At 46.3% G+C, this 22177-nt stretch carries 15 protein-coding genes and 2 pseudogenes; 9 read left to right on the top strand and 8 right to left on the bottom strand.

Annotation, left to right across the window (positions count from 1 at the left end):
* Positions 1-124, top strand: a pseudogene (locus tag NDI33_RS26830) (IS5/IS1182 family transposase); the annotation flags it as partial.
* A 44-nt stretch (positions 125-168) separates the two neighbouring features.
* Positions 169-390, top strand: a complete 222-nt coding sequence (locus tag NDI33_RS26835; protein ID WP_190679244.1) for a hypothetical protein — start codon at positions 169-171, stop codon at positions 388-390.
* A gap of 9 nt (positions 391-399) precedes the next feature.
* Here NDI33_RS26835 and pbpC read toward each other — a convergent pair whose 3' ends face one another.
* Entirely contained in the window at positions 400-2808 is a 2409-nt protein-coding gene (pbpC, locus tag NDI33_RS26840) for a penicillin-binding protein 1C (RefSeq protein WP_190679246.1), read from the bottom strand.
* A 274-nt stretch (positions 2809-3082) separates the two neighbouring features.
* Here pbpC and NDI33_RS26845 point away from each other — a divergent pair, with 274 nt between their 5' ends.
* The 4 genes from NDI33_RS26845 (at position 3083) to NDI33_RS26860 (ending at position 11845) form a co-directional block, all read left to right on the top strand.
* Positions 3083-4396 (top strand): glycosyltransferase, encoded by a 1314-nt coding sequence (locus NDI33_RS26845; RefSeq protein WP_190679248.1) that lies wholly within the window; start codon positions 3083-3085, stop codon positions 4394-4396.
* Positions 4397-4572: 176 nt separating this feature from the next.
* Positions 4573-4797 carry an AbrB/MazE/SpoVT family DNA-binding domain-containing protein gene (locus tag NDI33_RS26850; protein WP_190410043.1) on the top strand — a complete coding sequence of 75 codons (225 nt, stop codon included), beginning with the start codon at positions 4573-4575 and terminating at the stop codon, positions 4795-4797.
* Positions 4794-5183, top strand: a complete 390-nt coding sequence (locus NDI33_RS26855) for a type II toxin-antitoxin system death-on-curing family toxin (protein ID WP_190679250.1) — start codon at positions 4794-4796, stop codon at positions 5181-5183. The genes NDI33_RS26850 and NDI33_RS26855 overlap by 4 nt, the downstream gene beginning before the upstream one ends.
* A gap of 974 nt (positions 5184-6157) precedes the next feature.
* Complete coding sequence (locus NDI33_RS26860) at positions 6158-11845, top strand: alpha-2-macroglobulin (RefSeq protein WP_190679263.1); 5688 nt, start codon at positions 6158-6160, stop codon at positions 11843-11845.
* 44 nt (positions 11846-11889) lie between these two features.
* Here NDI33_RS26860 and NDI33_RS26865 read toward each other — a convergent pair whose 3' ends face one another.
* Entirely contained in the window at positions 11890-12030 is a 141-nt protein-coding gene (locus tag NDI33_RS26865; RefSeq protein ID WP_190679252.1) for a hypothetical protein, read from the bottom strand.
* Between the two features lie 177 nt (positions 12031-12207).
* Between NDI33_RS26865 and NDI33_RS26870 the strand changes: the two genes are divergently transcribed.
* Together NDI33_RS26870 and NDI33_RS26875 are read left to right on the top strand one after the other, a co-directional pair.
* On the top strand, positions 12208-12915 hold the full coding sequence (locus NDI33_RS26870) for a hypothetical protein (RefSeq protein ID WP_190679254.1): 708 nt from the start codon (positions 12208-12210) through the stop codon (positions 12913-12915).
* A gap of 276 nt (positions 12916-13191) precedes the next feature.
* Positions 13192-16176: an EAL domain-containing protein gene (locus tag NDI33_RS26875; protein ID WP_190679255.1), complete on the top strand. Its 2985-nt coding sequence runs from the start codon at positions 13192-13194 to the stop codon at positions 16174-16176.
* A 41-nt stretch (positions 16177-16217) separates the two neighbouring features.
* Here NDI33_RS26875 and NDI33_RS26880 read toward each other — a convergent pair whose 3' ends face one another.
* From NDI33_RS26880 to NDI33_RS26900, 5 genes are all read right to left on the bottom strand, one after another.
* A complete protein-coding gene (locus NDI33_RS26880) occupies positions 16218-17393 on the bottom strand; it encodes a patatin-like phospholipase family protein (RefSeq protein ID WP_190679257.1) in 1176 nt (391 codons plus the stop codon).
* Positions 17394-17465: 72 nt separating this feature from the next.
* Positions 17466-17837 carry a dihydroneopterin aldolase gene (folB, locus tag NDI33_RS26885; RefSeq protein ID WP_190430762.1) on the bottom strand — a complete coding sequence of 124 codons (372 nt, stop codon included), beginning with the start codon at positions 17835-17837 and terminating at the stop codon, positions 17466-17468.
* Positions 17838-17867: 30 nt separating this feature from the next.
* Entirely contained in the window at positions 17868-18791 is a 924-nt protein-coding gene (locus NDI33_RS26890; RefSeq protein WP_190430761.1) for a bestrophin family ion channel, read from the bottom strand.
* Between the two features lie 51 nt (positions 18792-18842).
* Positions 18843-19223 carry a group 1 truncated hemoglobin gene (locus tag NDI33_RS26895; RefSeq protein ID WP_190679259.1) on the bottom strand — a complete coding sequence of 127 codons (381 nt, stop codon included), beginning with the start codon at positions 19221-19223 and terminating at the stop codon, positions 18843-18845.
* Between the two features lie 256 nt (positions 19224-19479).
* Positions 19480-20781 (bottom strand): glutamate-5-semialdehyde dehydrogenase, encoded by a 1302-nt coding sequence (locus NDI33_RS26900; protein WP_190679261.1) that lies wholly within the window; start codon positions 20779-20781, stop codon positions 19480-19482.
* Between the two features lie 258 nt (positions 20782-21039).
* On the opposite strand from NDI33_RS26900, the gene NDI33_RS26905 reads away from it, so the two are divergent.
* On the top strand, positions 21040-21720 hold the full coding sequence (locus NDI33_RS26905) for a hypothetical protein (RefSeq protein WP_190527155.1): 681 nt from the start codon (positions 21040-21042) through the stop codon (positions 21718-21720).
* 357 nt (positions 21721-22077) lie between these two features.
* On the opposite strand, the pseudogene NDI33_RS26910 reads toward NDI33_RS26905, so the two are convergent.
* Positions 22078-22177: pseudogene (locus NDI33_RS26910) on the bottom strand (IS982 family transposase); the annotation flags it as partial.

Here is a 22177-nt window from a genome sequence, read left to right on the forward strand (position 1 = left end):
GATTCGCCGCTTCAAGATTTTTCGCATTTTTTCAGGACGTTATCGCAATCGCAGGCAGAGATTTGGTTTGCGCTTAAACCTAATTGCTGGCTTGCTGAACTACGAACTGGCACATGCCTCCTGATTCATGCAGGAGGTCTAGTGAATGCCTAATTTTATCGTAGGGGCATGGCAATCAAAAAGCCCCTACAGCGTGTTGACCTGCGTAAGCCCTACCTGAAACTGACTCAGGCTAGATTTGAATATCTTCAGCAACTCCGCCAGACAACTCATGCCAAAATTGCCCAAATGTTTGTCAATTTGTCAGACGATCGGCTACTGCGTGTAATACAAGGACTGGCAATCATTAACGATGTGTTTGAGGGAAAGGCATCCGAACCACCCAGTTAATACTACGGTTTAATTTGACTTGAGCGAGAAACCCCGGCGTGTCTGCCGATATTTACCTAACTGCACTTGGAAACTTACCGTATCAGTCTTTTCCCCACTTCTTGCTTCCAAAGTCCACTGACCGGGACGAAGCTGCCAAAATAGGGAATTCGATGGCTGCGTCGCTAACTTTTCCCCATTCAACCACCACTCTACTGACTGGCTGCGCGTTCCAGTGACTTTAAACTCTAGTTGTTGCATTTCTGTCTGTACATTCTCTGTGCCTTTGGAATTCGTTTTTTCACCTGGGTGCAATAAGAAAACATCGCCATTGTGAGGAGACAAAATCTTGACGCCACTAGAGACAAAACTCGGTTGATGCTGCCTTGCTAACCATTCATCGTACTCTGGAGGCAACTTCGCAGTACCTGACTGACGCTCATAATCGCTAATATCTTCTGCGTAAAAATATTCTTGCACTACTGAGGGGCAGTCTGGGGTAGGGCGTAAGCCAGAAATTGCACAGATTGGGCGTTGCACCAGATTTTCTGGAGGGGGAAAGATGGCAGGTTCTCGATTCTGATGGAGGTGTAACATGATGCGATTCCAGAGGGGTGCTGCACCTGTCACCCCCGAAACTTGTCGCATGGGATCGCCGTTAAAATTGCCCACCCACACGGCTACGGTGTAGTCGGTGGTAAACCCGACCGTCCAAGTATCTCGAAAATCGGAGGAAGTGCCTGTTTTAACTGCTGCGGGGAATGGTAAAGCTAGCACTGAGTCTACCCCAAAGGCACTTGCACGAGCATGGCGATCGCTCAACATATCCGCAATCAATCCCCAGGTGGAAGAGTTGGCAGATGGCACTTTGGAAGGTTTTCGGTTGGCAGATGGCAGGTTGGAGAATGTTGTGACTAGCGGTGTGGCTTCTCCACGTCTTGCTAAAGTAACATACGCCCTCGTTAACTCCCATAAACTGACTTCACCGCTACCCAAAATTAGTCCCAATCCGTAATGTTCGGGCGACCGATTTAAATGCTCAAATCCTAATTGATGCAGATGATTTAGAAAATTTTGCACGCCGACTTTTTCTAATACCCGCACTGCCGGAACATTCAGGGAATTTGCCAAAGCTACGCGAACTCGTACTGGCCCTAAAAAAGTTTCATCATAATCTGTAGGACTGTAGAGTTTCGCGCCGGGAATCGCGTAATGTGTTGGCACATCCGCCAAGATAGTATTCGGGCGAATCGTGCGGTTTTGTAGGGCATATTCATATAAAAAAGGCTTCAAAGTAGAACCGGGTTGACGTAATGCCTGTACCCCGTCGTTGCGACCGAGTTGTGCTTCATTAAAGTAATCGGGAGAACCCACATAAGCCAAAACTTCCCCCGTGTGGTTGTCAATGACTAAGGCAGCAGCATGATGAACATTATTGGGGGTGAGGGTACGAATCACTTGCTGCACTTGCGCTTCCACAAATTGCTGCAAAGGGCGATCGATGCTGGTGCGGATCTGGAACATCCGATTGGGGATAGCGGTTTCTGGAGCTTTGCTCGAAGATTTTGGATTTTGAATTGAAGAATTAGATAGTTGATTAGATACCCAAAATAAAAAATGAGGTGCGGCAATAATTCCCTGTTGTCGAGGTGCTAGGGAAATCTCTTCTTTATAGGCTCGATCTGCTTGCGTGCGAGTAATATAACCATCCTCAACCATGCGATTCAGAACATAAATCTGCCGCTTCTTGAGGCGTTTCCAATGGTCGTAGGGATTGAAGTAAGTGGGATTATTCGGAACAGCAGCGAGAAGACTTGCTTGGGCAAGATTGAGTTCGCTTGCCGGAATATCGAAATAGTTACGGGATGCAGCTTCTAACCCATAGATATTCCCCCCCATTGGCAGGCGATTGATGTAAGCAGAGAGGATTGCATCTTTATTCATCCCGGCGGCGATGCGCCAAGATAGCCAAATTTCGCGCAACTTGCCCGGTAAGGTGCGGGGAACGGGATCTAACATCCGCGCTAGTTGCATCGTAATCGTGGATGCACCGGAGGTAATCCTTTTCGCCTGAAGTGAATCTTTAAGCGATCGCGCTACAGCCTTCAGATCCAGCGCCCCGTGATGATAATATGAGCCATCTTCAGCAGCTAGAATCGCGTTGATAAAGTGGGGCGAAACTTGATTCAGCGGCACCACAGCGGTATGCTCTTGGTCGCGGGTCAGCAACCTTCCTAAAGGAAGCCCATTGCGATCGCTAAATTCTATCGCTTGCGTATCCTGGGCAATATCTTTGGCGCGAACGGGTGCCAGATAAGGAAGCGATCGCACGGTTAAACCCAGCAACACCAATGCTAAGAATCCGCGAAATTTCTTGTTTCTCCCCCAACGCCAAAAGAGTTCCTGCATTTGGATTTGCCACTGCTTGGGTTGTCTCATCGCTTAACCCTTTCGCCAACGAAGACTTACCCCCTTATCTTCATTGTGGCGATCGCCTTTACCGGATGAGGGTGTTTTTAGGGGATGCGCGATCGCATCTTCCCTCTAAGCGCTTGAAACTGGCAGATGGTACGCTTCTACCTCAAGACAATGATGGGTAATTCTTCCTAATCACCCACTAGGGTCAGCCAATCGGATGAAGCAAGTACCCTTAAACCGCCGTAGTTTTGTAGTAATACAAGTAACTCATCTATAAAAAGATACGGTAGCCATTATGAAGATTGTTCTGCACACTTATGGTTCGCTAGGCGACCTGCATCCTTATATAGCGATCGCCTTAGAATTAAAGGCACGCGGGCATCAAGCAGTAATTGCCACCGCTGAGTTCTACCGTAACAAAATCGAAGCGGCTGGTCTTGAGTTCCACCCAGTCCGTCCCGATTTTCCCACAGACGTTGAACAGCAACGAGAACTTGTGCGTCTGATCATGGACAAGCAAAACGGTACAGAATACGTCTTTCGCCAAGCAATCTTACCCTATGTCCAAGAAACTTATGAGGATCTGATGTCGGCAGTGCGCGATGCAGACCTGTTGGTGACACACCCCCTCAGCTTCGCAGCAACGCCCGTTGTTGAGAAAACGGGAATTCGTTGGGTTTCCAGCGTACTGTCTCCGATGTCGTTCCTCTCCGCCTACGACCCCCCAGTAGTGGCGACTTTCCCCAGTTGGCTGAATCTACGCATACTTGGCCCTGGGTTTAATGGAGCGCTCATCCGCCTCGCTAAAAATCGTTTCAGCTCGTGGGATGAACCCCTGCGACAGTTACGGACACAGCTTGGTTTATCTCCCCTTGCCGATTCTATGTTTGAAGGGATGAACTCCCCCGACTTAGTGCTGGCTTTATTTTCAGAAGCTCTCGCAACTCCTCAACCCGACTGGCCAAAACAAACTTGCGTTACCGGATTTACTTTCTACGATCGCAATGGCGATACTGGTCTATCTCCGGAACTGGCATCATTTTTGGATGCGGGAGATCCGCCAATTGTGTTTACTTTGGGAAGTTCCGCCGTGTGGGTTGCTGACAAGTTTTACCTCGAAAGTGCCAAAGCTGCCTTAAAGTTGGGCTATCGGGCTGTATTGCTGGTTGGCAACAATAACCCCTCCTTGCCAAAAGAGTTGCAATCTAAAGATATTGCTATTTTTGACTACGCTCCCTACTCGGAACTGTTTCACCGAGCTGCTGCTATTGTGCATCAAGGAGGCGTAGGCACAACCGCACAGGTGTTGCGTTCCGGTCGCCCGATGTTGGTCGTACCCTTTAGTAACGACCAACCAGACAATGCAGCACGGATTACTCGTTTAGGAGTCGGACGAACTATCGATCGCGATCGCTACACAGCTTCCCGTGCGGCTAAGGAACTCGATCGCCTGTTGCGCGAACCTCGTTACCAGGCTAAAGCCGCAGAAGTTGGCAATAAGGTACGAGCAGAAAACGGGGTTAAAGTTGCCTGCGATGCAATCGAAGCACAATTGAAAAAAGATAAGAACGCTACCAACCTTCAAAGTGCGTCCGTCTCGCCTGTTTAACTATTTTGTGGATAGATGCGATTGCGCTTTAGAAGATTAGAGCGATTTTGGATAGACGCGATCGCATCTTTGCATCAGGAAAATTTGTCAAACCCTTAATGACTAAACAAGGGGATTCCATTCTATAAGTTTATGTTATAACATATGTAGTTACTATCCAATTAAGAGGTGATAGTATGCATACTCTAAAAATTCGACGGATTGGCAATTCTTTAGGAGCAACCTTCCCTAAAGAAGTATTGCAAAAGCTAAATGTCAGTGAGGGAGACAGCATTTTCCTAACAGAAACTCCAGATGGAGTTCAAATAACTGCTTACGATCCTGATTTTGAAGCCGCAATGCAGGCTTTTGCAGAGACCCGTAAAAACTACCGCAATGCCTTTCGTGAATTAGCTAAATGAAGGAACCCAGATGGGTGCCTGAGACAGCAGTAAGCGCCATACATGAAGAGCTAATTGCAGAACATGGGGGGAGGCCTGGATTGAGAGATGCAGGGTTACTTTCAGCGAGTCTAGCCAGACCTCGGCACTTATTCTCTTACAGTGAAAATGCAAAGCTGTTTGATCTGGCAGCAGCCTACGGCTATGGTCTGGCAAAAAATCATAGTTTCGTCGATGGCAACAAGCGAATCGCTCTTGCTGTCATCGACGTTTTTTTACGACTGAATGGCTATAAATTAGTGGCACCAGAACCAGAAGCGGTAGTAATGATGAACTATGTAGTGGAAGGAGTGGAGAATCAAGATAGCCTAGCCGCTTGGATTGCGGAAAAATCTCAAAAATTCTAAGTTGTATTAAAAGATGCTAGCCGTATTGAATGATATTTAGTAAACTCTCTTGTGGTTAACAACTAGAAATGGTATATTTGTAATAATCGTACGATAAATAAAAAAATTGATATATTTTGAGTAGCTGCTAGCAATTTTACCTAGCAGCTGCTTTGTAGCAAATATTTTTTCTTGATAGTTAAACTCCCTTGGCTTAAAGCCAAGGGAGTTTAACTATCAACCAGGCGATCCACTTCAAAAGCGTCATGTTGGTCGCCCCTTAAATATCTAGGGTTGTAAATTACGTAATACAACTCACTTAACTGGACATATTTTGTCTGCTTCTCGTCGTATCCTCCCCTGTAAGTTTGAGAAACGACTTTTAATACAAAAATTGGGACAACATAATTTTCTTCCCACAAAAACACAGCTTAAAAGTCCCTTAGCATTTTTACGCCGTTCTACGTTCAAGCTGAGAATACCATCAGGAACGATAGTAGTTTGATGAACTCTATCTGTCATGTGGTAGATACCCATATTTCCCCCAAAAAATCAGTCCATGCGCTATTGCCAAAGGAAAGTAAGAATCGCTCTCAGCAAGTTGGAACTAGGTTTTGCAGTTCATTATCCATAGGGGTATCGTCAGAATCAGGTAGTTCTGTTGAGGATGCTAGATAAGGCAATGGGTCTTACTGCTTTCCCTAGAATTGTTGCCTAGAGCTTAGCCGAGCGTGAGTAGCGTTAGCTCAGCATAAAGTAAAGATTTTAAGCGTAATGATTCAGCTACCCGGAAGACTGAGTAGTTGAGATGTAGACCTCTTGTTAGTGAGTCATGTAGGGGTAACTCTTGTGGTTTACCCTCCGATGAATTACCTGCAATGAGGGAAAAAGTCATGCCAGTTTCAATTCCTGATACAGATTCGCTGTCTTCCCTTCATGCACAGGATAGTACAGATAAATCCTTTCAACAGATAGGCACAATCGTGAGAATTTGGATGCGGTTTCTGGTTGTCGTAGCATTTGTACTGGGAATAGCCGGATGTGGCGTGATTAATCTCTCTGGAAATGAACCACTTCCAGCAGTTCCTTCTCTAGCGACGCCGCAACTCCCAGACTGGATTGAGGAAATTAGCCCGACTGGGGAAGTTGAACCTCTAGCGCAGATTCGCATTCGATTTAAAGATGCTTTAATTCCTGTTGAGAGTCTTGATAGCCCCGATCAACAGCAAAAGCTGAAACAATTTGAGATTTTGCCGCCGCTACCGGGACAATTTCGATTTTTAACGCCACGAATGGTGGGATTTCAAGCCGACAAAGCATTGCCGAAAGCGACGCGAGTCAGAGTTACTCTGAAAGCTGGTTTGGCGGATCTAAAAAATCATCGTCTGGATAAGGATTTGGCGTGGACTTTCAATACCGAACCGATTAAACTAACTAATTTACCGACTACTAATCCTGAAAATCCTGATAATCAAGCAATCGCTCTAAAGCCAACTCTAAAATTTAACTCAAATGTAGAACTGGATATCGCTTCAGTCCAAGAGCATTTGAAGCTAATTCCGGAAGGAAAACAGAAGGATATACGGCTGAAAGTTGACTTAGAAAAAAAAGAGACACCCTCAGAGAATGAACAGCCACAGGAGAAACTTGACCCTTCAACCCGCAACTGGACATATAATTTAGTACCGCAGCAGACTTTAGAAAAAGCGACTCGTTACCGCTTAGAATTTTCTCCGGGTTTGCGTCCTACTCGGGGTAATCTGCCCAGCGAGATGTCTTATGTTAGTCAGCTAGCTACTTATTCGCCTTTGAAGTTACTGATAATTAAATATTACGGAGTACCCGATGCCGGAGGGACTTATGGTCGGTTTGTCAAAGGAAGCCCTCAACTGCAATTTAATAGCGGGCTTGATGCCGATTCAGCGATTGAGAATATTACTGTAACTCCTGCGCCAAAAGAAGCTATTAAACTGGTTCAAGTTCCTGATGGAGAAAGTCTTGTTAATCTCAACCCTTGGGCATTAGAACCTGCCACTACTTATACAATTACTATCGGTAAAAAACTCAAGGATAAGTTTGGGCAAACATTGGAAAAGCCAGTTACGCTCAAATATGAGACAGGCGACGTAGCTGGAGATATTTGGGTACCATCAAATCTAAATATTTTCCCATCTGGTAAAGATTTACAGTTAAATGTTTCCACTGTAAACTTGCCAGAATCAAAGTATAAAGCGGCTTATCGGGTATTGCAGCCGACAGATTTAGTTTATGTAGATTCCGCTTATCCCAAAGGCGATGGGAATGATTTATTACCGAATCCCAATTCTTGGCAAAGTGTCAAGGTATCGAGCAAGAAAAATCAGTTAATTGATGTACCTGTTCCCATCCAGGAAAAACTGGGTACTGCTACGGGAATGTTAGCTTATGGTGTTCAGGCGCGAACCAATCGTTATGAAGAAAATGGTAAGCAACAATGGCGCGAACCGACGACTTATGGAATGGTGGAATTGACTAATTTGGGAGTATTTGCACAGTGGTTCCCTGATTCGGGATTGATTCGCGTGCATCATCTCTCAGATGGTTCTCCCGTAGCAGCTGCACCTGTCGAGATATATGAATCAAAATTGGAGGCAAAATCCCGTCCTCAACCCGTACCTTGTGCATCAGGTAAAACGGATGAAGCGGGGACATTACTGTTGCGTCGTGAGGATATGCAGCAATGCACAAAATCCAGAACTGGATTTGAACAAGGGCCTAAATTGCTCGTAATTGCCCGTGAAAATCAAGATTGGGCATTTGTCCGCACGGAAGAATATAGCGGTGCTTATGGCTATGGCGTTGATGCTGGATGGGATGATGGGAAGCCAGTCTCACGGGGGGTAATCTTCTCGGATAGACAGCTTTACCAGCCAGGGGAAAAAGTATCGTTTACGGGTTTTGCCTACTACTTACAAAATGGAAATATCCAGCAGGACAAAAATGCTAGTTATAAAGTTACTCTGTTAAATCCGGATGGTCAAAAGACGGATTTAGGTACTCAGACAACCAATGAATTTGGCAGTTTTTCTCTAGAAGTGCCGTTTAAGACTAATCAACCGCTTGGCTACTATTCGATTCAAGCGAAAGGCAAAAGTGGTGTAGAAGTTTTGGGTGACTTTCGGGTTGCAGAGTTTAAACCGCCTAATTTTAAGGTTGAGCTAAATCTAGATAAAGAATTTGCTTTAAAAGACCAGCAAGTTGAAGCGAAATCCACGAGCAATTATTTATTTGGTGCGCCTGTAGAAGGCGGGAAGGCGGAATATTACGTCACGCGATCGCAATCTGATTTTAAACCGAAAGGGTGGGAGCAATTTTCCTTTGGGCGACAGTGGTTTTGGCCTGAGGAAAGTCCGACTGTCGCCAGTGATGTGTTGCAATCAAAGCAGGTATTAGATGGTAAGGGAAACAGCCAGATTGTCAAGATAGTGAAGGATGTGCCTTACCCGATGACTTATCGGGTGGATGTGCAAGTCTCCGATGTGTCGAATTTGTCAGTATCGGATTCTAAGACATTTACGGTATTGCCAAGCGATCGCTTAATCGGTTTACAATCCAATTTCGTTGCGGATGCTGGTAAAGAGTTTCCCGTCCAAGTTATCGTTACCGATCCTACAGGTAAGGCGATGGAAGGGCAACGGGTGCGCGTAGAACTGCAACAGATGAAATATAGCAGCGTTACGCGGGTAGTAGAAGGCAGTAATACTGCTAAAAACCAAGTGGAATACAAAACCGTGGCGCAGACAGAGGTGAAATCGGGAAATAATCCTCAATCTGTGTCGCTGATACCTCCTGAATCAGGTTCTTACCGGATTCGAGCAAACTTTGCAAACACCAAGGATGAAGTAACCGCAACTGACTTGCAGATTTGGGCAACGGGTGGCAATGCGGTAAGTTGGGGAGAAAGCGATCGCGATCGCTTAGAAGTCAAACTCGATAAAGACACCTATAAACCGGGTGAAACGGCTACCGCTTTAATTCAATCTCCTTATCCGGAAGCTGAGTTATATTTTGCTGTTGTCCGTGATAAACCCCTGTACAAGACTATTACCAAAGTCAAAGGGGGTGCGCCGCAGATTCAATTCCAAGTAACGCCGGAAATGCTACCCAATGCAGCAGTAGAAGCGGTATTAGTTCGCCAAGGCGTTCCCCTAAGTCAAGTGGAACCTGAAAGTTTGGAAAACTTGGTGCGGATTGGTTTTGCACCTTTTAAAACCAACTTGGATGATAAGTATTTAAAAGTTCAAGTTACCCCCATTCAAGCGCAACTAGAACCGGGTGTCCCAGAAACCGTACAGCTAGAACTCAAGGATGCACAAGGCAACCCAGCACAAGGACAGTTTACCGTCATGGCGGTAAATGAAGCGGTGCTGCAACTGAGCGGTTATCGTCCGCCGGATTTGGTGCAGACTGTTTATGCAGAACAGCCGATTTCAACTCGATTTAGCGATAATCGTCCTAATGTGGTAGTGCAACCAACCTCAATGACGAAACCGAAAGGTTGGGGTTATGGCGGGGGACAATCAGCAGGCGCAGCGAATACCCGCACCCGCAAGGATTTTCAAGCTTTAGCTTACTACAACGGCTCTGTTCTCACAGACGCGACAGGAAAGGCAGAGGTGACATTTAAGTTGCCGGATGACTTGACAACGTGGCGGGTGATGGCAGTTGCTACCGATGGTAATCTGCACTTTGGCAACGGCGAGGCGACATTTATCACGACGAAACCGCTGCTGTCTAACCCGATCTTGCCGCAGTTTGCACGTCCGGGCGATCGCTTGGAAGCTGGCTTATCTGTCACGAACAATACCCAACAAACCGGAAATCTGGCAATCAATGGTGTGGCGAATGGTTCGCTTCAGTTTGCAGAGAATAAACCTGCTAATCTGCAAACGAAAGCAGAATCTGGCACTCGTGCGTATCGCTTTCCTATCGTGGCAGGAAGTGCAGGTAAATCTCAAGTGAAGTTTACCACTCAGTTGAATGGAACTGCTGATGCATTTGAAGTGCCTTTGGAGGTGAAAGCGCTAGAGATTAGCGAACAAGTCGTAGAAAGCGGTACCACTACGAATCAGGTGAAAATTCCCCTGAATGTAGATAAAAAGGTTGTCCCTGATGCGGGAGGTTTGGAGGTTTCTCTTGCCAGTACGCTGATACCGGAAATTACCGCACCAGCGCGTCAAGTATTGCAGGATGAGCAATTGCCATTCTTAGAACCAGCGGCGAGTCAATTAGCGATCGCATCCAACTTGCAAACGCTATCTCAAAAATACGGTCAAACCTTTGCACAATTCAACCCAACTCAACAAGCGAACCAATCTCTAGAACACCTGCAAAAACTCCAGCAACCGGATGGTGGATTCGCCGCTTGGCCTGGTCAACAGAAGTCCGATCCGTTAGTATCTCCTTACGCAGCTCAAGCTTTAGCAAGAGCCTCGAAAGCGGGACTGGCGGTAGAACCGAGAATGGTGTCTCGCTTGACGACTTACTTGAAGAAAATTCTTGCAGATCCCGGTCAATATGATTTTTGTAAGCAACCACTCTGCAAGAATCAGGTGCGGCTAGAAGCACTCTCTGCTTTGGCGGAACTGGGAGAAAAGCGTAATGACTTCCTTGCAGACATCTACGTACAGCGCAGTCAATTCGATCCGGTTACGCAGATTAAGCTGGCGCGTTACCTGTCTCAGTTCCCCGAGTGGCAAGAAGAATCTCAAACTCTGTCGAAACAATTTCAGCAGAATATTTATCAAACGGGTCGCACTGCTACGGTAAATTTACCCCAAGGTTTATCTTGGCTTAACTCGGCAACAACAGCGCAAGCTCAAGCTTTACGCCTTGCGATCGCGCAAAAGAGTAACCCAGAAATCCTGGATCGGTTGTTGCAAAGTCTCCTGACACTGCGACGAAACGGCACTTGGCAGAATACCTACGACAACGCTCAAGCACTCACTGCTTTGGTGGAATATAGTCAGACGCAGCCAACTCCGCCTAACTTTGCCGCCACTGTGAAACTCGCTGGCAAAAAATTGACATCGGCGCAATTTAAGGGATACACCAACCCCAGCCAGGATCTTAAGGTGCCGATGACCCAGTTGCCACGCGATCGCCACGATCTGATTGTGCAAAAATCTGGTCAAGGCACGTTGCACTACTTGGTTGCCTACCGCTATCGCCTACAGGGAAATCAACCGGGAAGATTTAACGGCTTACGGGTGACACGCGAAATCCGTCCCGCTAATGAAGAAAAGGTGTTGCGAAAGCTCAGCCTCTATGCTTCTGATGAGCCGTTGACGGTGAAAAGCGGTCAGGTGTTTGATATCGGTTTGGAGATTATTACCGATCGTCCCGTGGATCGGGTGGTCATTAGCGATCCGCTCCCAGCCGGGTTTGAGGCAGTGGATGCAAGTTTTCAAACTTCTACGGCTGCATTACAGGCAAAAGAAGATAACTTTGGCTTCAAGACGATTTACCGCGATCGCATTGTTGCCTATAGCGATCGCCTGGAAGCTGGAGTTTACTCCCTGCACTACCTCGTCCGTTCTGTCACTCCAGGTACCTTTCTATGGCCTGGTGCAGAAGCTCATCTACAGTATGCCCCAGAAGAGTTTGGACGCTCAGCTTCTTCTACTTTGAAAGTGTCGGATTAGAGTAGTTCGGAAATTGACATTATGTTCTCTCTCCTGGCTCTTATTTAAATCCGGCTGATTACCCAAAATACCCTGGAACCCCACCCTGCGATCGCCTGCGGCTGGCTCCGGCTCCCTTCCTCGCTTGCAGTTCCGGCACCCCTCCTCGCTTGCGGGGAGGGGTTGGGGGTGGGGTTCCAAGACACTCTCCAATCCAGATTTTTGCCTAGTTTTGCCTTTTGTATAGCTTTTGCCTTTTAACTTTTGCTCGTTTGCCGATTAGTTTTGCTGCGATCGCCCTTTCTTTGCAAAGATTAGATTGTTTGCCACAACGGCAGTTATGGCGAGATCAAGACCTTAAGTAAATTTATAAGGGAAGCAACATGGCTGGAAAAACAATAAATAGTAGTGCCAGTGGTTTTCTGGTTATCCTCTTGCCACTGGCGTTTGCGATCGCCTTCCTGTTTGTAGCATGGCCTGTAGTGCTGGCACTGGGGTTGGTGGGCATCTGTTTAAAGCTTTGGCAAAACTATCAATGGCAAAAGTGGAGCCAGCAAGTCAATCCTTTTTTCCATCAGCTGATTCAGGAAACCCAAGGGCGCGTTACGGCACTCGACTTGTCAATGAAAGCGAATCTCTCTGGAGCGGCAGCGCAGCGGTACTTAGATACAAAAGCCCAAGAATTTGGGGCACGTGCCCTTGACTATCAAGACAAAGGCAAAGTGTATTACTTTACCACTGCGAACACGTTAGGTAGCATCTTTGACGATAGCGAACCTTCCAGCCAATCTTATGTCAATGATGCTCCAGAAGCTGTGGCACCTGCCCGCAAAGAGCAGCAACCCCAGGAATCAGCAGATGACGAGGAGTTTGAGGAACCTGAAAACGAACCCACTGACGAACAGAGGGCTTCTAAAGCGCTGATCCAATCCGAACTTGCAAGGCGGCTGGATGTTCATTCCAGTACCATTTACAAACGCAGAAGTGAGCCATACTTCGCAGATTGGAGCCAGGGTCGAGATCCAGAAGGAATATCCTGGAGATTTGAACCCGACAGTATGCTGTTTTTTCCCATCGAAACCGAGTCTTAAAAGGAAAACTGAACCGGCTCCAAGGTAAAAGACAAATTTTCTGGAAAGAGGCTCAGTTTGGAAGGGCAAAAAGGCAAGGGATGATTCCCTTGCCTTTTGCCGTCTTTAGGGAACCTGTTTGCCGACAACTTGCCTACAACGCAGCGATCTCTCCTAGAGGATTGAGAAGCATTAAGAAATTAAAATGATCCTTAAAAAAAAGGCAAAATAAGAAAACAAAGGTTAATAAAACGGGTTTGCATTCTACTGGGTCCAACCTGTCGAAAGCATTTATGAATGATCGAACCAAAACAGCCTGCAAATCAAGCAGTTAAGCTGGATACGAATTATCACCTTCGTATCTTTGATAAGAATATAAGCTTCGTGCCGCGTCAGATTAGCCCAAAACAATCCGAAGCACTGCGAATCATCGCTCGTCAGGTTGCGGCTCAACAAGAACTACGCCGTGGTTTGAACCGCTTGACCCGTGCCCCCCAACCGCACCCACGAGGGGAAGAACAGCAGGAGCGTTTCTTTACGCTCTCTGAGGAGCGTCTGCGCCTACTAGAATCCATTGTTATCAATGCAAATGACGCGATTGTCATTACAGAAGCTGAGCCATTGGAAGAGCCGCTTGGCCCCAGAATTGTCTATGTGAATCAGACCTTTACCCAAATGACCGGCTATCAACCGGAAGAGGTAATCGGTAAGACTCCCCGGTTGTTGCAAGGGCCGAAAACTGAGCGATCGCAACTCGATAAAATTCGTCAAGCTTTGTCACGATGGGAGCCGGTCAGAGTCGAGTTGATTAACTACCGTAAAGACGGTTCCGATTTTTGGGTAGAACTGAATATTTTACCCCTGGCAGATAGTACGGGTTGGTTTACCCATTTGCTAGCGGTGCAACGAGATATTACCGAACGCAAAGCCGCTGAGTACGAACTAAAATCCCATGCGCGGGCTTCAGCAGCAGTGGCTCAACTGGGGCAAGGGGCGCTCTCTGGCACCAATCTAGATACGCTGATGCAAGAAGCGGTAAAGCTGGTTGCCCAAACCGTGGAAGTGCCCTATTGCCAGGTTATGGAACTGATGCCAGGAGGCAATGCTTTCTTCATGCGGGCGGGCGTTGGTTGGCAGAAAGGGCTGGTGGGTTCGGCAATCATCGGTGCCCACGATCGTTCCCAGGAAGGATATACCTTGCTGACGGGGAAGCCGGTGATTGTGGAAGACCTGCGGATCGAAACGCGCTTTTCTGGAACGCCACTGCTGCACAACCACCGCGCGATCGCTGGCATGAGTGTGATTATTCATAGTCAGGGCAACCCGTTCGGTGTTTTGAGCGTTCACACCCCTAACTACCGAAGGTTTACGGAAGACGAAGTTCATTTTTTGCAAGCGGTTGCGAATGTCTTGGCAACGGCGAATGAACGCCAGCTTGCGGAAGAGGCGCTGCGAGAAAGCGAAGAGCGGTATGCGCTGGCGGTTCGCGGGAGTAATGAAGGTTTGTGGGATTGGAACCTGAAAGCGGAAACCTTCTATTTTTCGCCGCGCTGGAAATCGATGTTGGGTTGCCAGGAGGATGAAATTGGCGACAGCCCGGAGGAGTGGTTTAACCGCGTACATCCAGAAGACTTGGAGCGAGTCAAAAGCGCGATCGCTGCCCATCTAGAAGGGTTGACTCACCACTTCGAGAAAGAATATCGGATGTTACATAAGGATAAAACCTACCGATGGATGCTTTGTCGAGGAATGGCGATTCGAGATGCCAATGACAAAGCCTACCGGATGGCAGGATCGCAGACGGATATTACCGACCGCAAGGTGGCAGAGGAACATCTCATCTATGATGCATTTCACGATCCGCTGACAGGTTTGCCCAATCGAGCCTTATTTATGGAGCGACTGTCCCAGGCGATCGCGCGAACCAGAAGACAGCCAGAATATCTGTTTGCCGTCTTATTTCTAGATCTCGATCGCTTCAAAGTCGTCAATGATAGCCTCGGTCATGTCATCGGAGACCAGCTGCTGGTTGCGTTAGCAAAGCGACTGCAAAGTAGCGTCGCTTCTTGCCTGCAAGCCTCTGTGTGTGGCAGCAATACTGTGGCACGGCTTGGGGGCGATGAATTCGTCATCCTCTTAGAAGAAATTCAAGATATCGACGTTGTAGAAGCGATCGCCAAAAGCATCCAAAAAGACCTCCGGCATCCTTTCAACCTAGACAGACACGAGGTCGTTGTGACAGCCAGCATTGGCATTACCTTAAGTGCAATCGAGCAACGAGGTTCATCAGGCACTTACAAAACTTGCCCCTACCCCGGAGACATTCTGCGTGACGCCGACATCGCCTTATATCAAGCCAAGGCACTAGGCAAAGCCCGTTACGAAGTTTTTACCACCGCTATGCACACTCATGCGGTGGCTCGCTTGCAACTAGAAAACGATCTCAGACAAGCCCTAGCCAGAACTGAGGTAAAAGACCGGCTTCAAACAAAAACTGTCAATTCTTCTGGTTACTCTTCACTCAGTCGTGAGTCCGCATCCTTCAGTCATTCTTTCCTGCTTCACTATCAGCCCATTGTCTGCTTCATGACTGGCAGAATTACTGGTTTCGAGGCACTGGTACGCTTGTCTCACCCGTTTCGCGGCTTGATTTCCCCAGTTGATTTTATCCCGATCGCAGAAGAAACAGGTTTAATCATCCCTTTGGGAGCGTGGGTTCTGCGCGAAGCCTGCCGTCAAATGCGGCTTTGGCAACAAGAATTTCCTGACTTAGCGCCATTAACCATCAGCGTTAATCTTTCCGGCAGGCAGTTTTCCAAACCTAATTTAGTCGAGCAAATTCAGCAAATTCTCCAAGAAACCGAGTTACCAGCACCAAGCCTAAAACTGGAAATTACCGAAAGTGTGGTGATGGAAAATGCTGCCGCCGCTACGGCTAGTTTAGAGCAACTAAGCAACTCCGGAATTCAACTTAGTATTGATGACTTCGGAACCGGCTATTCTTCTTTGAGCTATTTGCACCGCTTTCCGCTCAATACTCTGAAGATTGACCGCTCCTTTGTTAGCCGGATGGATGCAGGCGAAAATTCTGAGATTGTAAAAACGATTGTTACGCTGGCTCATCATCTGGGATTAGATGTGATCGCAGAAGGTGTAGAAACGGCGGCTCAGATGGAACAACTGCGATCGCTACGCTGCGAAGCTGGGCAAGGATTCTTCTTTTCCAAGCCACTAGATAGCGAATCTGCTAGAGCATTAATCGCCGCAATGCCCCAATGGTAAGACCATTCAAAATCATCTTATTTTTAATTTTTCTGAGTCTGCTAACTATTTATAAAATCCCTCAACGATCTTTGCACTTGTGGTAGGTTGATGTAGACTTTGGCGGCTTCAATTAGATTCATGACATTTGCCGGACTCGCATCATCGATATCGTCACTCAATCGTTTCCCAGTCAACTTGCTATCGAGTTTAAATTGCAAGCGCAAGTAACGACTATCCTCATCAATCACCTGTTTAGCAATGTAACTATTAATATCTGACGAAGCATCAAAAATTACATCAAGAATCGGGAGTGCCCACTGAATCGCACCCCATTGTTGGGCACTTTCAAGCGGAATTGCGCGGGTAAGACTTCCCGTACCGAGGGATAAAACTGAAATTTCGTGGGGTTTATAACCTAACCGCAGGGCTTCAGCGATCGCGCAAGCTGTGGGATTATTTGCCCCAACACCACCGTCAATCACCGAGTATACGTTAGTAATTCGGTAAGCAGAGGTATTATTAGGCACTACGTTCCACGGCTCATCCACAAGTGCCATCCGAGTCCCGCCTCTGTAACCAATGATGCTACGAATCTGACCGCGTCCCGCCCCGCCGATGATTTCAATTTGCATTTGATTGTAATCACCATTATCTTCTGCGGCTTCTTGCCCTAACGTAATCGAGTTTGTATCTCCGGCTTGGGCAATCCCTTCTTCTTTTTTATCCAGTCTATAGGCAGGAAAAAAAGTTGGGGCAGAAGCAGAACAGAGACACGCTTCCCATAAGGGAAGGTCAGCAAATATTTTGCGCCAGCTTTTAAAAATAATCGGTTCTCGCTTAATTGTGTCGTAGGCAGTAATTAAGAGTTTTGTTGAAGTAATATCCGACAGTTTTTTGTATTTAAATTCTTCTTTAAGAGATTCAATCAAACCTTTGTTTGAGTATTTAGGGGCAGAAGGGCCGTACTGAAGCAGCAACCCTACCCGTTGCGCCGACCAAAGATTTCGGTATGGAAAGATTCGAGTTCCTTTGTTCTGATACACATCCACAATGTCCTGGGCTGTGCGATCGCTAGCAATCGACGCCGCCAAAATTGACCCGGTAGAGGTTCCTGCAATTAAGTGGAAGTATTGGCTTAAGGGCTGACCGATAATTTTCTCAATCTCTGTCAGCATCGTTGCCGAAATGACACCCCGGATACCGCCCCCGTCAAAGCTCAAAATGCGAAAAGTCACGCTTGTTTCCCCACAAAAAATTGCTGTCAAATCTAATCGCTAATTGCTCATCCTTCCTTGTTTACGGGTCTTCTACCCATTGCCCTTTTGATTCGTCCTCGTGATGTCAATTGTAATTTTGCCGCCAAAGTCTGGAATCGGTGCGCCCGGTTTCGTTAACCGCACTTGGACTTGTGACACTTGCTTGAATTCTAAGATGGCATCTGCGATCGCGCTGATTAACTTTTCTACGAGGGCAAACTTAGCGGTTTTTACCAAATCCTTCACTGTCGAAATCACCGCACGGTAATCCAGAGTGTCTTCTATGGCGTCGCTGATGCCTGCTGGTGCCAAATCTAGCCACAAAGTTACGTCTACTTCAAACCATTGCCCCAATACCTGTTCTTCTGGTAAGTAACCAGTGTAGCCGTAGCAGCGAATTCCTGTTAGCTGAATGCTATCCATTTTGTCAAAAACTTTAATTTCCTTGCTACTTCAAACCTGAGGAGCCAAAATTTCTCCTAAACTTTGCTCCGGTATCTTCGTTAAATCTTCAAGATTCTCAATGATTGTGGTGCAAATATCATCTAATGGTAAATCATTCGGATCTCGTCCAAAAGGATTTTCAATTTCATTACCGATTTCTTCAATCCCAAATAAAATAAAACTAATTATACCGACAACTAGCCCTGTCCACCAGCCGGAAGTATCGACAAGTTGAAAAGGTAGCGCAAAGCCATAGATTAGCAACAGTCGCTTTAGGTAAATCGCATAAGCTAAAGGAATGGGGGTTTTTAAAATGCGTTCGCAGCCAGTTAAAGCTTCTACCATTTGATCTAGTAATCCATTCATTGCAGCTAACTGATTATTATTTAAGGAGTTCCGCTCGTGTTGCTGCTGTAGGTAATCCCCAATCCAAAATGCTATTTTTAGCGGAGGGTTTTTAACGCTTTTGAGCTGAAGAAATTGCGAGGGAGTTACTATCTCTTCTAACTCGTCGTTTAAAGCCTCTTGTCGCAACTGTAATTTAGTTGCGATCGCAAAGGCTCCTAATAACCGCATCGCTGTTGCTTTATCCTCTCTATCTGTTGATTCTCGTTCCGCAACCGATACTTGAATTTGCCGCGCTAAATTGCGGACGTTCACCACCAAAAGCCCCCAGGATTTGCGCCCTTCCCAAAATCGCTCGTAAGCCGTATTTGTCCGGAAAACCAATAATAAGCCTAAAACCAGATTATAAACAACATTAGTAACCAGATTATCTAAAAGGTTTCCAGCGATCGGTAATTTAAAATAATCGAGAATAGAAACGAAAAAACCAAACCCTCCACACAAAAGAACGCGGGGGAAAATAGTCGGTGCGACCGATCCCCTCAACTGTAAAGCCATTGCAAACCAGTTTTTATTCTCAATCGTCATGCTGCTGTTTATTCACTGAAGCAGAAAAAGATTAAATCATCGTTATCGCCTTCATTCAACAATATCTTGCCGAGTGCTGGCAACGATATCAAATAGCTCTTTCTGCTCTGTCTGAGGAACTTCAAACTTATCTAAACTTTGTTGAAAATCCGCCAGAAATACTTCCCACTCTTCAGTAGAAATTTTTAGGTGAGCATGAGAATCGTGCATTGAACGACCCGTATATTGTTGCGGGCCACCTGTCGCCCAGCAAACCATTTCTGTAACCAGATACTTGAAACCTGCTTTTGACACTCGGTGATGTGCTTCATCTACGAGAGGATTTGCATTCAATTTCGGGTCAACCATGATTCTGTCAATGAAATCATCGACTACGGCTGCAATATTGTAAACACCGCCCAGGCGCTCATAAAGTGATAGTTGTGAGTTCATAATGGCTTCTTCTTGAATTAAATAATTCCTGAATTCTCCTTGGCAACTGGCAAGGTTAGCGATCGCTCGGTAAGCATTTTAAGGTTTTAAAAAACCTCAATCCTACTTTAAAGTACACCCCAGCACTCGCGAATAAAATTTTTCCTGGGCTTCTGTTGGAAAAATTTATCTTCGACCTTCACTGGGCTGCTTTCGGGGGTGAGAAAATTTAGGGAGATTCTCCGCCGAGTATTTCTACTACACCTAGATTCGGTGTCTACAAATCTCGATGAGTAAAGAGTTTGGCATCTGCACCGCTGTAGGTGGCAGCAATATGCCCATCGCCTGCGATTTGATATTTGTATGTCACCAGTCCTTCTAAGCCTACAGGGCCGCGAGGAGGCATCATTTGAGTACTGATTCCCACTTCTGCGCCTAATCCGTAACGGAAGCCATCGGCAAAGCGAGTTGAACAGTTATGAAAGACTCCAGCAGCATTGACTTGTGCCAGAAAATTAGTTGCAGCAGCAGTATCTTCTGTCACGATGGCATCAGTATGCCGAGAACCGTAGGTATTAATATGGTCAATCGCTTCTGAGAGAGAATCCACAATTTTGATTGAGAGAATTAAATCGCTGTATTCTGTCGCCCAGTCGGCTTCAGTCGCCTGTGTAATGTTCAGGATTTCGCAAGTGCTTTCATCTCCTCGCAATTCTACATTTTTTGATTGCAAAGTATTCGCAACTTGCGGTAACAATTCCGATGCGATCGCACGATGCACTAGCAGAGTCTCCACAGCGTTGCAGGCGGCTGGGTAGTGGGTTTTGGCGTCTACGGTAATCGAGACAGCTTTTTGCAGATCCGCCGCTTTGTCCACATAGACATGACAAATCCCTTCGGCATGACCCAAAACAGGAATGCGAGTATTTTCTTGCACAAAACGGACAAAAGAGTTAGAACCTCTGGGAATAATTAAATCTACAAATTGATCTAATTTCAGCAGTTCTAAGGTTTCCTCTCTCGTTGTCAGCAATTGCACTACATCTGGATTTACTTCAGTCTTCGCTAATCCTTGGCGAATCGCTTTCACCAGCGCTTCACAAGAACGCACCGCTTCCTGTCCGCATTTGAGGATAACACCGTTGCCAGATTTGATGGCAAGAGTGGAAATTTGCATCACTGCATCGGGACGCGCTTCAAAAATCACTCCCAGAACGCCTAGAGGACAGGTAACGCGCTTGAGAATTAATCCCTCATCCAGTTCCCGGTGAACCTGCACTGCGCCCACGGGATCGGGCAGACGCCCCACATCTCGCACCCCCGCGATCGCGCCTTTTAGCTTTGTTTCATCCAACTTCAAGCGAGCGTAAAGCGGTTTAGGGATTCCTGCCGTCTCCGCTGCCTTGCAATCCGCCGCATTCGCCGCCACAATCTCTGGTGTTGCGGCTTCTAGCGATCGCGCGATCGCTTCAATCGCTTGGTTTTTCGCCTCTGTGGACAGAACTGCCAAGCTTCGCGCTGCTTGACGAGTTTTTTGAGCGATCGCACTTAAGGACATGGAAGCAATCTGGGAAGTCATGGCTCTGAATCAAACGCCTACGTTCAAGCCAAAGTTTAGCAAAATGTGGCTTCTGTTTAAATTCTAATGGGTAGGATGCCTGAGTTTAAATTGGATGAACCTAAGGCTAGAGATAGGTTTACTACTTTTTAATTGATTTATCAATTAAATTTATTAGCTCGATTTTAGCTCAGTTTAATAAATTCTTAATTGTTGTTTGTAAAATATATAAGTAGTATGAAAATAAAATTTTCAGAAAAATTACAAAATATAACTTAAATGAGTATACATCAAAAAAAACTGTTAGTTTCTGCTAGCCCACCCGCAGATAAACAGTTGCAATCTAGACAACAGTTACGGATTGATTTGGCTCAAGAGTGCCAAAAATCCCAGCAGTTACGAGCTGATGGCGTTAAAAAGCGCCAAAAATCCCAGCAGTTGCTAGCTAATTTGCCTAAAACCTGTCAAAAATTACAGCAATTGTTGGCTAATAGTGCTGAAGAGTGCCAAAAGTCGCAGCAGTTACGGGCTAGTTCAACTAGAAGTGTTCCGGTCGAGCTGTTAGACATTGATTTAGACATTGATTTAGATGAACGCCTCCCCGCGATAGACTTGCCCTTAGATTCATTAGAGTATTTCGACGCGCTTGTGCAATCGCAGTCTGACGTAGAGACTCGTCTCCAAATGGTAGATCGATTGCAGTTAGAGTTAGTAGAAAGTTTGCGATCGCTTGAGGACTCCCTTCAGCAATTTCCACTTGATTTAGGTAAATCTCTGCTGAAAGAAGAGCTGTTGATAGAAAATCAGCAGCTAGATGTCTTAGATAGAGATATCCTCCAAGAGTCTTCCGATAGCCCTGAGTGCGGAGAAATTGTAAAAGTTATTGACAAATTTCTTGCTCAATATTTAAGCGGAGATTACTCAGAAGATGATGAATCTACCGCCAGCGATACTCTTTGAGTATCGCTGGCGGCGATGAAATTTTTTATTTAGTTTCATCCCCATAAACCCGGTTTCTTCGAGAAAGCGGGTTTTTCATTTCAATGGTTCTATCTTTTGGTAGATGAATTTCTGAAATTTTCCGAAACTACTGTGACAAACCGTGTATCTAGCGAGTATTTGGTCAACAAATACCGCTGCTCCTTCTTCAGGGAGATGCATATGTCACTCGAAGCCGGATTTGACGCGCTCAAACAAGGACGATATCAAGAGGCAGTTCGGTTGCTCAAGCAATACTGCCATTGTTCCGATGCTCGCGCCAAGACTACCTGAGAGATTTGATGGGGCTAGCGAAAGCCTATCAAACGTGAGTTCGGGTTAAGCAGGCAAGGCAGCATCGTTGATCAGGGAGGGCTTCTTGGGCTGGTGGCAGTAGGCAATTAAGCCGGCTATCAAATTGACGGCAAAGTTGACAGGA

It is taken from the genome of Trichocoleus sp. DQ-A1, assembly GCF_039961955.1.
In the GTDB taxonomy this organism is placed as follows: Bacteria; Cyanobacteriota; Cyanobacteriia; order Cyanobacteriales; family FACHB-T130; genus FACHB-T130.

Bases quoted from the DNA above. Each gene is read 5' to 3' on its own strand.
- NDI33_RS26835 (WP_190679244.1), top strand. From the start codon at position 169: ATGGCAATCAAAAAGCCCCTACAGCGTGTTGACCTGCGTAAGCCCTAC.
- pbpC (WP_190679246.1), bottom strand. From the start codon at position 2,808: ATGAGACAACCCAAGCAGTGGCAAATCCAAATGCAGGAACTCTTTTGG.
- NDI33_RS26845 (WP_190679248.1), top strand. From the start codon at position 3,083: ATGAAGATTGTTCTGCACACTTATGGTTCGCTAGGCGACCTGCATCCT.
- NDI33_RS26850 (WP_190410043.1), top strand. From the start codon at position 4,573: ATGCATACTCTAAAAATTCGACGGATTGGCAATTCTTTAGGAGCAACC.
- NDI33_RS26855 (WP_190679250.1), top strand. From the start codon at position 4,794: ATGAAGGAACCCAGATGGGTGCCTGAGACAGCAGTAAGCGCCATACAT.
- NDI33_RS26860 (WP_190679263.1), top strand. From the start codon at position 6,158: ATGCGGTTTCTGGTTGTCGTAGCATTTGTACTGGGAATAGCCGGATGT.
- NDI33_RS26870 (WP_190679254.1), top strand. From the start codon at position 12,208: ATGGCTGGAAAAACAATAAATAGTAGTGCCAGTGGTTTTCTGGTTATC.
- NDI33_RS26875 (WP_190679255.1), top strand. From the start codon at position 13,192: ATGATCGAACCAAAACAGCCTGCAAATCAAGCAGTTAAGCTGGATACG.
- folB (WP_190430762.1), bottom strand. From the start codon at position 17,837: ATGGATAGCATTCAGCTAACAGGAATTCGCTGCTACGGCTACACTGGT.
- NDI33_RS26890 (WP_190430761.1), bottom strand. From the start codon at position 18,791: ATGACGATTGAGAATAAAAACTGGTTTGCAATGGCTTTACAGTTGAGG.
- NDI33_RS26895 (WP_190679259.1), bottom strand. From the start codon at position 19,223: ATGAACTCACAACTATCACTTTATGAGCGCCTGGGCGGTGTTTACAAT.
- NDI33_RS26900 (WP_190679261.1), bottom strand. From the start codon at position 20,781: ATGACTTCCCAGATTGCTTCCATGTCCTTAAGTGCGATCGCTCAAAAA.
- NDI33_RS26905 (WP_190527155.1), top strand. From the start codon at position 21,040: ATGAGTATACATCAAAAAAAACTGTTAGTTTCTGCTAGCCCACCCGCA.